The organism is Mangrovimonas sp. sgz306409 (assembly GCF_059735265.1).
The window spans coordinates 155,358-168,948 of sequence record NZ_JCAPEU010000004.1; the positions used below are offsets into that span (position 1 = coordinate 155,358).

The 13,591-nt window shown below is 38.1% G+C and carries 13 protein-coding genes; 4 read left to right on the forward strand and 9 right to left on the reverse strand.

From position 1 onward, the window contains the following. The first annotated feature begins 82 nt into the window (after nucleotides 1-82). Nucleotides 83-1,978: a M61 family metallopeptidase gene (locus AC6I5C_RS08610; RefSeq protein WP_497904800.1), complete on the forward strand. Its 1,896-nt coding sequence runs from the start codon at nucleotides 83-85 to the stop codon at nucleotides 1,976-1,978. A 70-nt stretch (nucleotides 1,979-2,048) separates the two neighbouring features. Here AC6I5C_RS08610 and AC6I5C_RS08615 read toward each other — a convergent pair whose 3' ends face one another. Then, entirely contained in the window at nucleotides 2,049-3,530 is a 1,482-nt protein-coding gene (locus AC6I5C_RS08615; protein ID WP_497904801.1) for a S10 family peptidase, read from the reverse strand. Between the two features lie 42 nt (nucleotides 3,531-3,572). Further along, nucleotides 3,573-4,346 (reverse strand): TIGR02757 family protein, encoded by a 774-nt coding sequence (locus AC6I5C_RS08620; RefSeq protein WP_497904802.1) that lies wholly within the window; start codon nucleotides 4,344-4,346, stop codon nucleotides 3,573-3,575. A gap of 123 nt (nucleotides 4,347-4,469) precedes the next feature. Here AC6I5C_RS08620 and AC6I5C_RS08625 point away from each other — a divergent pair, with 123 nt between their 5' ends. Next, a complete protein-coding gene (locus tag AC6I5C_RS08625) occupies nucleotides 4,470-5,087 on the forward strand; it encodes a MarC family protein (RefSeq protein WP_076663749.1) in 618 nt (205 codons plus the stop codon). Nucleotide 5,088: 1 nt separating this feature from the next. Here AC6I5C_RS08625 and AC6I5C_RS08630 read toward each other — a convergent pair whose 3' ends face one another. Continuing rightward, nucleotides 5,089-5,751, reverse strand: a complete 663-nt coding sequence (locus AC6I5C_RS08630; protein ID WP_497904966.1) for an ABC transporter ATP-binding protein — start codon at nucleotides 5,749-5,751, stop codon at nucleotides 5,089-5,091. A 189-nt stretch (nucleotides 5,752-5,940) separates the two neighbouring features. On the opposite strand from AC6I5C_RS08630, the gene folE reads away from it, so the two are divergent. Both folE and AC6I5C_RS08640 read left to right on the forward strand, forming a co-directional pair. Beyond that, nucleotides 5,941-6,537 carry a GTP cyclohydrolase I FolE gene (gene folE / locus AC6I5C_RS08635; protein ID WP_053977931.1) on the forward strand — a complete coding sequence of 199 codons (597 nt, stop codon included), beginning with the start codon at nucleotides 5,941-5,943 and terminating at the stop codon, nucleotides 6,535-6,537. 46 nt (nucleotides 6,538-6,583) lie between these two features. After that, the gene (locus tag AC6I5C_RS08640; RefSeq protein ID WP_497904803.1) at nucleotides 6,584-6,880 is read left to right on the forward strand and encodes a hypothetical protein; all 297 of its coding nucleotides are present in this window, start codon (nucleotides 6,584-6,586) and stop codon (nucleotides 6,878-6,880) included. A gap of 53 nt (nucleotides 6,881-6,933) precedes the next feature. Here the strand turns inward: AC6I5C_RS08640 and AC6I5C_RS08645 are convergent, their stop codons facing one another. The 6 genes from AC6I5C_RS08645 to serC all read right to left on the reverse strand — a co-directional run bounded on the left by AC6I5C_RS08645 (nucleotide 6,934) and on the right by serC (nucleotide 13,523). After that, complete coding sequence (locus AC6I5C_RS08645; protein ID WP_497904804.1) at nucleotides 6,934-9,204, reverse strand: TonB-dependent receptor; 2,271 nt, start codon at nucleotides 9,202-9,204, stop codon at nucleotides 6,934-6,936. Nucleotides 9,205-9,611: 407 nt separating this feature from the next. After that, nucleotides 9,612-10,106 carry a DUF6787 family protein gene (locus tag AC6I5C_RS08650; protein WP_497904805.1) on the reverse strand — a complete coding sequence of 165 codons (495 nt, stop codon included), beginning with the start codon at nucleotides 10,104-10,106 and terminating at the stop codon, nucleotides 9,612-9,614. A gap of 28 nt (nucleotides 10,107-10,134) precedes the next feature. Further along, on the reverse strand, nucleotides 10,135-10,566 hold the full coding sequence (locus AC6I5C_RS08655; protein ID WP_497904806.1) for a DUF6146 family protein: 432 nt from the start codon (nucleotides 10,564-10,566) through the stop codon (nucleotides 10,135-10,137). 113 nt (nucleotides 10,567-10,679) lie between these two features. Then, entirely contained in the window at nucleotides 10,680-11,312 is a 633-nt protein-coding gene (locus AC6I5C_RS08660) for a DUF937 domain-containing protein (protein ID WP_497904967.1), read from the reverse strand. 106 nt (nucleotides 11,313-11,418) lie between these two features. Further along, on the reverse strand, nucleotides 11,419-12,372 hold the full coding sequence (locus tag AC6I5C_RS08665) for a D-2-hydroxyacid dehydrogenase (RefSeq protein ID WP_053977924.1): 954 nt from the start codon (nucleotides 12,370-12,372) through the stop codon (nucleotides 11,419-11,421). An 89-nt stretch (nucleotides 12,373-12,461) separates the two neighbouring features. Further along, a complete protein-coding gene (serC, locus tag AC6I5C_RS08670; RefSeq protein WP_053977923.1) occupies nucleotides 12,462-13,523 on the reverse strand; it encodes a 3-phosphoserine/phosphohydroxythreonine transaminase in 1,062 nt (353 codons plus the stop codon). Nucleotides 13,524-13,591: the final 68 nt, after the last annotated feature.

Below are 13,591 nucleotides of genomic sequence, written 5' to 3' on the forward strand. Positions count from 1 at the left end.
ACAAAAATATTTTAACAAAACCTTTACTGAAAAAACGCATCCGATTGCGTAGATTTGCCCCTCGTTTTAAAAAAATGAGCTTATGAAGAGAGTAATGGCCCTAATAGGGTTTGGAATGATGATGTTATCCTGTGGTTCCTCCCCAAGAACTTCTAATGAATTAGCAGTTTCAAACCCAATTGAATCCTCCATGGACTTAACCGCTGTTGTGAATGATAAGGTGCCCGTAACCATTAATCCGGGACGTTTTATCCAAGATACCGTAACCTACAGATTGCCTCGCGTAGTACAAGGGACTTACGATATCAGTGATTTTGGTGCCTTTGTTGATGATTTTAAAGCCTTGGATTATGATGGTAAGGCACTTCCCGTAGAAAAAGTGGATAAAAACACTTGGGTAATCACCAATGCTACCCAATTGGATAAATTGACGTATTGGGTTAACGATTCTTTTGATGTTGAAAGCAACCCCAACTATCCTAATTTGTTTTCTCCAGGAGGAACCAATATCGAGCCTAACAACTATGTGTTGAATCTTCATGGATTTATAGGGTATTTCGATAGCTTGAAAAACAGCCAGTATACATTGGATGTAGTGTCTCCTGCTAATTTTGAAAGAACTTCAGCATTACAAAAGGTTGCGGAAAGCGCTAGTGCCAATGGCGAAAAAATGACAACTAGCTATTTTGCGCCACGTTATTTTGATATAACTGACAATCCAATGATGTATGGGAAATTGGATGTTGAAGAGTTTATGGTTGGGGATGTCAAGATTGTATTAAGCGTGTATTCTCCAAACAAAAAGCACACTGCTGAAAGTTTAAAAGAAACCATGTACAAAATGATAGAAGCTCAGAAAAACTATTTGGGATCCATCAACAGTACGTCTAGATATGACATTTATCTGTATTTATCAGATGGTAGTGCCAAAGCGCCAAAAGGTTTTGGAGCCTTAGAGCATCATACGTCTACAGTGGTTGTATTAAGAGAATGGGATACCAAAGAATCTCTTGCCCAATCTATGGTGGATATCGTATCTCATGAGTTTTTCCATATCGTGACGCCGCTTACAGTGCATTCTGAAGACATTCATTATTTCGATTATAACAATCCAACATTCTCCAAGCATTTATGGATGTATGAAGGTGTAACGGAATACTTTGCACAACATTTCCAAGTGTATGAAGGTTTGGTGACGCCAAGGGAATTTTTTGCAACTATGGATAAAAAGATTGATCATGCCAGCTATTTTAATGATGCTTTAAGCTTTACGGAAATGAGCGAAAACATCACGGATGAGCCTTATGCTTACAATTATGTAAACGTATATCAAAAAGGAGCATTGATTGGGATGTGTATGGATATCTTGATGAGAGAAGAAAGTGACGGAACACGAAGTATGTTGTCTTTAATCAAAGAATTATCTTCAAAATATGGTAAGGACAAACCTTTTGAGGATGATAGCATCATTGATGAAATTTCAAATATGACCTATCCGTCGGTGGCAGCTTTTTTGCAAAACCATGTAGTGGGTAGTGAGCCAATCAATTATGGTGAGTTTTTTGAAAAAGTAGGTTTGTATTATGAAGAAACAAAAGTAGCAACCAATTATGTTCAGGCTGCAAACGGTTTGGTGATGGACAGAAATAAGGAAACCGAAGAAATGTTCTTTACGGATAATGTAGAAGATAATTCTTTCTGGAAGGAACAAGGGGTACAGCCAGGAGACAAGTTGGTTGGCATTAATGGCTTCAATATTTCAGATATGAATATCAAATTTGTGGTAAGCCAGATTTTTGCTTGGGAAACTGGTAAGGAAGTAGATGTTACTTTGGATAGAAATGGAGAAACAATTGAAATCAAAACAACACTGACTCCTGCATTTACCACAAGTAGAACTTTGGTTGAAAATCCAAACGCTACTAAAAAGCAGATTGCTTTAAGAAATGCATGGTTGAATCAAAGCGAGAATATGTAAAAGCTAAATAGTTATAAATGAAAAGAGCCCGATTTATTTCGGGCTCTTTTTTGTTTGAGGAAAACGTTTCCTAGTATTTGGCAGCTTTTCCGTTGGACAGGGAAGCCTTTATAAAGGTTCTAAGGTCTTCGTTGGCAGTTTTTAAGTCTTCCTGTCTCAAATACATCATATGTCCGCTTCTGTAGCCTTTAAAGCTAAAACGGTCTTTCATTTTGCCACTCGGATCAATTTGCCACATGGTATATTTAGCGTTGAAATAGGTGGTGGCGCCATCATAATATCCAGATTGGAAAAACACCTTTAGATAAGGGTTTTGGGCCATTGCCATTCTTAAGCCTTCACGAGTGTTGTCATTTTGGCGGTCCCAAGGATGTACATTGGCCAACATGTGATAAGGCACATCGGTTTCGAATTTCAATTCATTTTTAATGTACATGTTGATTGGAGGCGTGAAGGAATGCAACCAAGAATCCAATTCAGGGTTATAGCTTGGGCTGTCAGCCGCATCGTCGTAATCAATCCCTAAATATCTGGAATCTAGTCTTCCAATAATCATGCCTTTATCTCTTAATAATTCTTTCCAAAAGAAGCTTGAAGGTACTCTCAAATTATTTTTCAGGATGATATCCTCGCTTAGCCCTGAATAACTGGCCAATTGTTTGGCAATAGCTGCTTTTTCTTCTGCAGAAACAAAACCTCCTCTTGAAATGGCAGGCAAATAGGTGTTGATGGCAAAATTTTCAGCTTCAGGAAGGATGTCTTCAAGATCTTTGCTTTGCAAATGGGAAGGCAACATTTTGTGGTACCATGCTGTTGCAGTGTAATAGGGTACATGAACCGCATCCGATATTGGATTTCCAGAGGTCAATACTTTATAATCGGCAGGGGAAACCATAATCACACCGTTTAAATACATGTTTTGTGCATTCTGTAATTCATGCGATAATCCCATCACACGTGTACCGCCATAGCTTTCGCCAACTATGTATTTAGGCGATTGCCAGCGGTTATGTCTGGTTACAAAGGTGTTCATCCAAGACGCCAAATATTTGATATCAGCATTAATTCCGAAGAACAGGTTGTTGTCTGGCAGTTTTCCGTCTTTGTTAGCGATACTTCTGGAATACCCCGTGTTTACAGGGTCCACAAAGACAATATCAGCCACATCAATGATGGAATAAGGGTTATCCTTAACGCCGTATGGTTGCAAAGGGTAGCCTTCTTCGTCAATATTCAACATTTTTGGTCCGGTATAGGCAATGTGCATCCAAACTGAAGCAGAACCTGGTCCTCCATTAAACGAAAAAATAATCGGGCGGTTATCGTCCTTAATGTTTTTGCGTTTGTAGTAGGTAAAAGAAAGGGAGGCTACCAATTCTCCTTTGTCATCCCAAACCGGCTGCATTCCAAAGGTGGCATCATAATCAATTTTTTGTCCTTTAACCTCAATAGAATGTGCCGTCGTGATTAACGTGTCCGAAGGAATTGTTCGGTTTTGTGAAAATCCGCTAATTGCAGAGAGTAAGAATAGTGTTAGTAATTTGATTTTCATTATGTAATGTTTAATAAATATGGTTAAAGATAGGTCTTCTTTTTAGAATTTTTCAAAAACCCCTAATCCAAATAATGCGTAGTCATATTTTACTGGATCTGTGGGGTCCATGGAGCGTAATGCGGTGTCCAATTCAGCCAAAGCCTTACCATCATTTTGAGTTCTTTTTAGGATGCCTAATTTTCTTGCCACGTTGCCCGAATGCACATCCAATGGGCAGGAGAGTTGAGCGGGGGATAAGGATTTCCAGATGCCAAAATCTACACCAGCATTGTCATTTCTCACCATCCAGCGTAAATACATGTTGATGCGTTTGGCGGCTGAATTTTTCAAGGGATCACTGATGTGTTTTTTGGTGCGCGGCAGATGCTCAATTTCAAAAAAGACATTTTTAAATTGATGGATGGCATTTTGCATACTGGCTGGAGAAGCGTGTTTATGAAACAGATTTTCCAATCCTTCGTGCTTTTGGTAAATATGACGTAATGCCTTGATAAACGTGATAAGATCTATGCCGTTGAAAGTTCGGTGGACAAAGGAATTTAATGGTTCCAAATCTTGCTCTTGGTGATTCATTACAAAATCATAAGGTGCATTTTCCAAGAACGCCATAATTTTTTTAGCATTATTGATAATGCTTTTTCTGTTGCCCCAAGCAATGGTTGCTGTCAGAAATCCTGCTATTTCAACATCTTCTTTTAAGGAAAAACTATGAGGAATTTGAATTGGGTCGCTTTCAATGAACTTAGGATTGTTATAAAGGATGGTCTTTTCATTGAGGAACTCTGTAAGTTCTTCAGGAGTAAGCTGCTGCATTTTATTTGTTTATTTAGAACTTTTTTGTGGATTGAAACATTATTTTGCTGTCGCGATATTAATACATTTGCAAGTGTTTTGATAGCTGATTAAAAAAGCTATCTTTATACACATATTGAATATATGAATACACTTTTACCTTTTATATTAACTGTTTTTACGGGCTTTTTTGCAATTATGAATCCCATTGCAAATGTACCAATATTTTCATCTTTGGTACAGGATGCTGATGAAGCTACCAAAAAGAAAATCAGTAAAAATGCAACCATTATCGCCTTTCTTATTGTGGTAGTGTTTGTGGTATTGGGTAAGTTTATTTTTGAATTGTTCGGCATTACCATTCCTGCCTTTAAGATTACAGGGGGGATTTTGATATTTTTTGTTGGATTTGAAATGCTTCAGTCCAAAAAATCAAGTGTGAAGCACTTAAAGGAAAATGCGGTAATCGATGAGAACATTGCGGTGTCTCCTTTGGCTATCCCAATTCTTTCAGGGCCAGGAACTATTGTAACAGCCATGAACTTCGTATCTAAAGGCGATTTAACCGAAATAGCCATTGTAATTGTGGTATTTGGAGTTATCTGTTATCTAACCTACCTAGCCTTTAACATTAGCGACTTTATTGTTAGGAAATTGGGTAATAACGTTATTACAGTAATCAGTAAAATAATGGGATTAATCATTGCCATTATCGGTACAAGCATGATCATTCAAGGGATTAAAGTAGCGTTTGAAATTTAGATTATCCCACAATATTTCCATCTACCATCGTTAATTTTCTGTCCGCCATATTGGCCAAGTCTTCGTTGTGGGTTACAATGACAAAAGTTTGTCCAAATTCGTCACGAAGCCTAAAGAACAATTTGTGAAGGTTTTCGGCAGATTCACTGTCTAAATTTCCTGAAGGTTCATCAGCAAAAATCAAGTCTGGATTATTCACCAAAGCTCTGGCTACAGCTACACGTTGTTGCTCACCACCGGAAAGTTCACTAGGTTTGTGATTGTAACGTTTACTCAGTCCTAGAAAATCCAACAACTCTTTAGCGCGTTTTTCGGCTTGTGGTTTTGGGGTGTTTTTAATAAAAGCAGGAAGACACACATTTTCCAAAGCCGTAAATTCAGGAAGCAATTGATGAAACTGAAAAATAAAACCAATATGCTCATTTCTGAATTTAGCCAAAGCTTTATCATTCAGCTTTAAAATATCCGTGCCATTGATCAGTAAGCTATTGGTTTCTTTTTGTGACGCCTTATCCAAAGTTCCTAAAATCTGCAGCAATGTGGTTTTTCCGGCGCCTGAAGCACCTACAATGGATACAATCTCGCTTTTGGAAATTGAGAGGTCTACACCCTTTAAAACATGTAAGTTATTGTAATATTTATGGATGTTTTTCGCCTCTATCATATTGTTGTGAATCATAGGGTGAAAATACTATTTTAAGGTGTGATGCACAATTAGAAATTCATATAAAAAGGAGGGGAGCTGATGTATTATAAAAACAGAGGCGTTTAAATGAGTGAAAGCTATCGTGTTTGAATGGTTTAACTCGGTAAATTTGTTTATTTTTAAGGAAGTAAACTTATTATTAACATCATGCCTTACGAAAAATTTGAAGAGTACAACATCCAAATTACCGATGATATTAAAGCTCGGTATAATGGAATTATTGAAGAATTGGGGGAGGATGTTACAAGGGATGGTCTATTGAAAACACCTGAACGCGCAGCAAAGGCCATGTTGTATTTAACCCAAGGCTACTCTCAAGATGCCGCAGAAATTCTGAAAAGCGCCATGTTTAAGGAATCTTACAACGAAATGGTTATTGTTAAGGATATTGAATTGTATTCCTTATGCGAACATCATATTTTACCGTTTTTTGGGAAGGCGCATGTAGCTTATATTCCAAATGGCTATATCGTCGGGCTGAGTAAAATTCCTAGAATTGTGGATGTATTTGCGAGACGGCTTCAGGTGCAAGAGCGCCTAACAGAGCAAATATTGGATTGTATTAACGATACTCTAAAACCTCAAGGGGTGGCAGTGGTTATTGAAGCGTCCCATATGTGTATGATGATGCGTGGAGTGCAAAAGCAAAATTCGGTGACGACCACTTCTGGGTTTCGAGGTCAGTTTGAAAAAATAGAAACCCGGAATGAGTTTTTGAAGCTTATAAGTGAAAAATTGTCATAGTTTTCTTTTGGTATGCTTCTTGCTTTCAGATGATTAATATTTAAAAATGAAATATAAAAGTAATAAACCCTATGGTAAGTTGGCCCTTAGTGTGCTTTTGGATGCTATGGGATATGTAAGTTTTGCCATTCCTGGGATTGGTGAATTTTCAGATATCATTTGGGCGCCAGTTTCTGCCTGGATCATGACCAAAATGTATAAAGGCCAAAAAGGGAATATAGCTGCGGGCATTTCATTTGTAGAAGAGGCTATGCCCGGTTTAGATGTCATTCCAACCTTTACCATCATGTGGTTGTACACCTATGTTTTTAGCAAGAAAAAAGAAACCATTATCGAAGTTTAATAAATGAAAAGAGCGGCTTAAATAGCCGCTCTTTTTTGTAATTGTTGTTAAGTTTAGATCTTATAACTTAGACCAAGAGTTATGTTTCGCCCCATATTGTAAATACCATCAGACTTTAGTCTGGAAAGATGGTTGATATAAGTGGCATTGGTTAAATTAGTCCCTGAAAGGCTAATGTCTAATTGGCGATTATTCTTCATTTTTAAAGTGCCACCTAATCCTGCACTTAATAAATTATATCCATCAGTAGGTGTTTCAAAATCACTGACATTATTTTGCTTAAAGATAGATTGAAGTTTCACAAAAGCATAGTTGTTCTGCATTGAAAAGCTAGGTGAGTTGTCACGCTTCTTTGTGTTGCTAAATTCCACTCTAATGGTGTTGTTCAAGGAATTTGCCGGGATTAAAGGCAGGTAATCACTATTATCCTGCTTCCCTGTAACTGTTTCAAAACTACTCTCAAAATGCAACCAATCTAATGGGTGAGGGTGTAGGTGGAATCCAAATTCACCTCCGTAAAGATTGGCATTTTCCTGCACGTAATGGTAAACAGGCGTATTGTCTATTTCTGTACCGTCTGGAGCTAAATAAATATAATCGCTGATAATATTGTAGAACCCATTGGCAAAAATTTCGATGTGCTCATTTTTAAATTCCAAAGCCAAATCGGTTTGGAAGTTCTGTTCATTGTTCAAGTTTGCATTTCCAATTTCATAGCGGTTGGAACCATGGTGAATCCCATCCGAGGTAAGCTCGGCCAGGTTTGGTGCCCTGAATCCAGAAGCGAAGTTTAAACGTGCCGTAATCTTTTTGAAAATGTTTGTTTTAAACCCTAAAGCCCCGTTGAAACTATTAAAATCCTTAGTGAATTGGTTGTTCACATCAATGGATCTATTGTCGTATCTAGCACCCAATTGAATATCTAAAGCTTCCAAATGCACATGAGAAGTCGCTAAGATTCCAATGTCATTGGTAGTGGCATCAGGAATTAACTGTTCTTCTCCGTAGTTAGTGTTTTTTTGGTGCATTCCTTGGGCGCCAATGATGGTCTCAAATTTTCCCATTTTTGGCAAATGGTATTTGATATCGTAGTTAAAGGTTTTTAATTTCATGTGTAAAGCAGGGTGCTCCAACTCATGTTCATCATGTCCCTCTTCATGGTCGTCTTCATCCTCGTGTTCGTCGTCATGATGGTCATGATCATGTTCTTCTTCAAATTCTTTACGATCGTTGTAGATAAAACCAAGATTGACGTCAAGTTTGGAATCTTCAAAATAAACCGTAGATCTAGAACTTAAAATGTGGTTCGTTAGATCTTGATATGGTAGCAAAGGTGCTTTATTGGTAGATTGCAGACCAATTTCTTCAGGCAAACCTAATTTAGAATGGTTAACGTTATAACGTAATTCGGTTATTAATTGGGTGGATTGATAGCCTATTCCAGCTTTGAAATCCTGCTCCCTGAATCTGGAGTTGGTAACACGATAATCTTCGGTGTTGTAATCACTGTGCTCAGTCAAGCTTCCTCTAAAAAGGAATTTAAAATGTTCTCCAGATGATTTATATCCTGCATTGGTGCTGTAACCTTGGGTGTTACTGAAATAATTTCCGTTGAAATCGGCTGCAACTTGATCGGGCTGAGCAAATTTTTCAGGGTTTAAGTACAAGACGCCCCCAATAGCGTCGCTTCCATAAAGCAGTGAAGCTGGGCCTTTAATGACTTCTACGCTCTCAACACCGGCATCATTGAGGCCAAGTCCATGTTCTCCTCCAAATTGCTGATTTTCCAATCTTACACCTTGAGTATACACCAAAACCCGATTGGAGCTAAGCCCTCGTATAACAGGTTTTCCAATGCTCAAACCTGTTGTTATACTTTCAACTCCAGGTATGTCCTTGATGCCATCAGCTAGAGTGACTGCTCCATTTGTTTTTAATTCGGCAACCTTTTTTTGCTCTACTTTCATGACATTTTCACTTTGCAGCTTATGGAAAGGTGTAGATACAATTACTACTTCCATTTCAATCGCGGTAGGATTCAAAGCAATGGTTAAATTGGTTTGGCTAGGGACTTCAATGGTTTGTGAATAGGTTTCATAGCCTACGTAAGAAATCACAAGTTTATGACTCCCATTGGGTATTCGGCTAAATGTGAATTTCCCATTTTCATCGGTTGCAGCACCTTTTTCCAGTTCAGGAAGATAAATGTTGGCGTAAATAATAGGTTCCTGGGTATTGCGGTCAATGACAATACCAGAAAGGGTATTTTGACAAAAAGAATATGTCGTTGCCAGCAATAGCAAGACATTTATAATTATTTTCATGAATTATATGTTATAGTTAATAATATTTTGTGTGAAGTCTAACTCCACATTTTTAAGGTATTAACTATATGTAGGTGGTCCCCGGAGGGAAAAATGTAATCTTTGGTACTCGCTAACAAACTGATATTGGGATGTTAGGATTTTATGATTATCTGTAGGGGTGAATAATTCGAAATCGTATAGTTCAAAAGTGAAGGTTTGATTTATTTTGAACTGGTAGAAGCTACAGTCTTGGTCTAAACTGTGGAGGTGTGTTTGGCTTTCTCCCTTGCAAACTTCGTGGTGGTGATGGGTGAAAACGTGAGTTAACTTGGTAATAAAAGGAAGCAACAAGGCAACCACTAAAAGAGCAGTGGCTAGCTTAAAAACGGTATGTTGTTGCTTTTTGCGTTGCATTTGTTAAAGCTCTAATCTACCAACTTTCCCAGTCCAAATCTGCGAAGCATTTTCTTTTCGAATTCCCAAAAGAATTGAAATTGCCCCAGCAACCAACCAAAGGTTACCAAGAGGATTTGGTAGAAAATGAGGCCAATGATAATGAATAATACCCAATACAGCGCAGGATTTAAGTTTTCTTTAGTAATTCCTGCCCATGCAATCAAGGGTCTTCCCACAAAAACAGAAGAGGAACCGGTTATGGCAAACACAATAAAAATACGGATCATTTCCCATTTATATGTGACTACCCATTTATGCTCCAATTTTTTGAAAATCCACAACGTAAGTTTTATGAGTGCATAAAAAATCACTAAGGTTACAGGGGTAATATAGAGTAGTGTAGGGCTTTGAAAAAATAGGTTTGCTAATTTATAACTGCTGTAGAGTAGGGCTATAACTCCGAAAAGGGGAAATATCAATTGCCAATTGCGCTGTATTTCCCATTTTGTTTTGAATTTTTCCATAGACAAAAATAATCTGCGCAAATATACTTTAAATTCTAGGAATAAAGCCTGTTAATTGTTGTCGGTAAGTCAATTGAAAGTAAATGAAATAATTGTAGAGTTTATAGTTGACCTCGTAGCCATAATCAATATTGGAATCATAGTTTATTTGCATGCCATATAAATTGGGATCATAAACTTGAGGTTGGAGCACTCTTTGGTTCCAGGCAACCACGTATTGGTAGTTTCTACTTTCCATAAACTGTTGGGAATAGTAGCCTTCAGGTCTTGCCATGCTTCTTAGCCATGTGCTGAATCCCGGATCAAAAATGATAATTTCATATTCCAATTCGTCATTGGCAATCCTTACCGTGTCAGTTTCCGATATTTTTGCGTCGTCAGTAGTGCTGGCCACTTTTTGAGTACTGTGGCAGCTGTAGAGTAGAATAACGAACAATATTGCAGAAACAAAGGTTCTCATGGCTTGAATTTCTATTAAAGATACGAAAAATGCCTGTAATTACCTTACAAATCCTTTTGCAGCAAAAAGGCCAAGAGATTGTCTTGGCCTTTAGAATTTAAAAAGAAAGGTGGTTAGGTGTTTCCTTTCAGAATGTCTCCAAGCATTCCACCTAAGCCTCCCTTTGTTTTGTTGTTTCCTAAAACCATACCGGCAATGTCATCTATAGCGCTGCCATCTCCATCGGCATCTAAAATGGAGGTTAAGAAATCCTGTTGTTTATGTGCTGAACTTCCTCCCAGCAAGCCTCCAAGCATGTCTGTAAGGTCTGAGGAGCCCGAAACATTGCTTTGTCTGGATTGTTTCGCTAAATACCCCATAAGGATAGGAGCGGCAACCTTTAGGATATTAGCTATAGTACCAGAATCAATTCCCGATTGGTGCCCTAGAACATTGGTAACATTTTGTTGTTTGTTACCTAATACATGGCCCAGTATTTTTTCGCCATCTGCTAGAACATTTTGGTCCACACCGCCCTTGAACAATCCTTCCAAATCATCTAAAAGTCCTGTGTCATGATGGTTATTTAAAGCATTTAAAAGTCCTTCGGCGCCTTGTGGTGATTGTGCATTGTTTTTCATGGCCTGAGTCATTATGGGTAGTGCCATGGTGAGAATGTCCTGTGTTTTGTCATGAGGTTGATTGGTTTGTTGGGACACTCCGTTAATGATGGATTTGCCTAAATCCGTATTGAATAAATCTAAAATTCAGTCCATTGTAATGTGCTTTTGATTGAGACTATAATGTACGAAAAAAAGCCTGTAAAAAATTGATTTACAGGCTTTTGTTAGTAAGTTTTAGATTTGTAAAACCTTATCCTCTAAGGAGTTGTATTATTTGGGAAGCCAATTCGGTTCCAATTCTGTCTTGAGCTTCATTGGTCGCTGCTCCTGTATGAGGCGTCAACGATAGGGAAGGGTTCATAAGTAATTGAATTTCCGGTTTTGGTTCGTTTTCAAAAACGTCTAGAGCGGCTCTTGCAACTTTTCCGGTACCAATGGCTTCTACAAGGGCAACCTCGTCGATAACGCCACCACGAGCAGCATTTACCAAAATCACGCCGTCCTTCATTTCGTCAAATTCCTTTTTACCAATCACATACTCTTTTTGAGCAGGGACGTGTAGGGTAATAAAGTCTGATTGCTTTAAAACGTCATCTTTTGAAATGGTATTGATTTCAAAATTCAATTTTTGACCATCAAAGAAATCTAATTCCAAGTTTACGGTTTCCATAAATGGATCGTAGGCAACCACTTTCATTCCTAAGCCAATAGCAACTTTAGCGGTAGCTTGCCCGATTCTTCCAAATCCTAGAATTCCGATAGTTTTACCTTTTAATTCAATTCCTTTGGAGTAGCTTTTCTTTAAATCCTTGAAACGCGTATCTCCATCAAGTGGCATATCACGATTGGAATTGTGTAAAAAGCGCGCCAAACCTAATAAATGGGCAAATACCAATTCTGCCACAGAGTGAGAGGAAGCAGCAGGTGTATTGATTACGTGGATATCTTTACTGCGAGCATAGTCTACATCGATATTGTCCATACCAACACCACCACGGCCAATGATTTTTATACTTGGGCAGGCATCTATGATATCCTGTCTTACTTTTGTAGCGCTTCTAACCAACAATACATCTACTTCATTCTCATTGATGTAATTGATCAATTGTTCTTGTGCAACGGTAGTGGTGCTTACCTCGAAACCGGCCTTTTCCAAGGCTTCAATTCCACTTTTAGAAATTCCGTCGTTAGCTAATACTTTCATGTTCTTATTTTAAAATATTAAAGCTTATGTTTTACAGTTGCAACCTATGTTGGTTGCTCCAAATTATATCTTGATTTATTGGTGATGTTTTAAGCTTTGCGCTCAAGTTCACTCATTACTTCAACAAGCGTCGCCACACTCTCCAAGGAAAGTGCGTTGTACATAGAGGCTCTATAGCCGCCTACGCTTCGGTGACCATTAAGCCCATTAATACCTGCGTCTTTCACCATAGTGTCAAAAGTTTCCTTTAAATCTTCATTTGTAAGGTTAAAGGTGGCGTTCATTATAGAACGGTCACTGTTGCTGGCGAAACCTTTGAACAATGGGTTTAAATCTATTTCAGAATAAATAAGCTGTGCTTTTTTCTCGTTTATCTTTTCAATCTCTGAAATGCCTCCAAGATTTTTAAGCCATTCCAATGTCAACATAGATGTGTATACCGCAAATACAGGAGGCGTATTGTACATACTGCTTTTGTCGATATGTTGCTTGTAGTCCATCATGGAAGGAATTTTACGGGAAACTTTCCCTAAAATATCTTCCTTAACAACAACCAAAGTGGTTCCTGCAGGTCCCATGTTTTTTTGAGCACCCGCATAAATTAAATCGAATTTGCTAAAATCCAATGTGCGAGAGAAAATATCACTACTCATGTCGCAAACCATCGGTATCGGACAGTCTGGAAATTCCTTTATCTGTGTTCCGAAAATGGTATTGTTTGATGTACAATGGAAATAATCGTAATCTGTCGGGATATCGTATCCTTTCGGGATATAATTATAGTTGGCATCTTTTGAGGACGCTACTTCATAGATGTCATCGTAAATTTTAGCTTCCTTGATGGCTTTATCGGCCCAAGTTCCCGTGTTAAGGTAACCAGCGCGCTTTTCAAGTAAATTTAAAGCTACCATTAAAAACTGTGTACTGGCGCCACCTTGCAAAAACAATGCTTTGTAACCTTTGCCTTCAAGACCTAAAAGCTCCAATGCTAAAGCTCTGGCATTCTCCATGACATCAACAAAGGCTTTGCTACGGTGGGATATTTCAATAAGTGACAGGCCGTTATCAAAATCCAATAGCGCTTCAGATGCTTTTTGGATTACTTCACGCGGCAATACGCATGGCCCTGCACTAAAATTGTGTCTTTTCATTTTTGAATATAATTATAATTGTGTTTGTTAGAATGTATGATCGACAATGTAGTTTTAATAAGTTGTTT

Coding starts and splice junctions, on each gene's coding strand:
- AC6I5C_RS08610 (WP_497904800.1), top strand. CDS start 83: ATGAAGAGAGTAATGGCCCTAATAGGGTTTGGAATGATGATGTTATCC.
- AC6I5C_RS08615 (WP_497904801.1), bottom strand. CDS start 3,530: ATGAAAATCAAATTACTAACACTATTCTTACTCTCTGCAATTAGCGGA.
- AC6I5C_RS08620 (WP_497904802.1), bottom strand. CDS start 4,346: ATGCAGCAGCTTACTCCTGAAGAACTTACAGAGTTCCTCAATGAAAAG.
- AC6I5C_RS08625 (WP_076663749.1), top strand. CDS start 4,470: ATGAATACACTTTTACCTTTTATATTAACTGTTTTTACGGGCTTTTTT.
- AC6I5C_RS08630 (WP_497904966.1), bottom strand. CDS start 5,751: ATGATAGAGGCGAAAAACATCCATAAATATTACAATAACTTACATGTT.
- folE (WP_053977931.1), top strand. CDS start 5,941: ATGCCTTACGAAAAATTTGAAGAGTACAACATCCAAATTACCGATGAT.
- AC6I5C_RS08640 (WP_497904803.1), top strand. CDS start 6,584: ATGAAATATAAAAGTAATAAACCCTATGGTAAGTTGGCCCTTAGTGTG.
- AC6I5C_RS08645 (WP_497904804.1), bottom strand. CDS start 9,204: ATGAAAATAATTATAAATGTCTTGCTATTGCTGGCAACGACATATTCT.
- AC6I5C_RS08650 (WP_497904805.1), bottom strand. CDS start 10,106: ATGGAAAAATTCAAAACAAAATGGGAAATACAGCGCAATTGGCAATTG.
- AC6I5C_RS08655 (WP_497904806.1), bottom strand. CDS start 10,566: ATGAGAACCTTTGTTTCTGCAATATTGTTCGTTATTCTACTCTACAGC.
- AC6I5C_RS08665 (WP_053977924.1), bottom strand. CDS start 12,372: ATGAAAGTATTAGCTAACGACGGAATTTCTAAAAGTGGAATTGAAGCC.
- serC (WP_053977923.1), bottom strand. CDS start 13,523: ATGAAAAGACACAATTTTAGTGCAGGGCCATGCGTATTGCCGCGTGAA.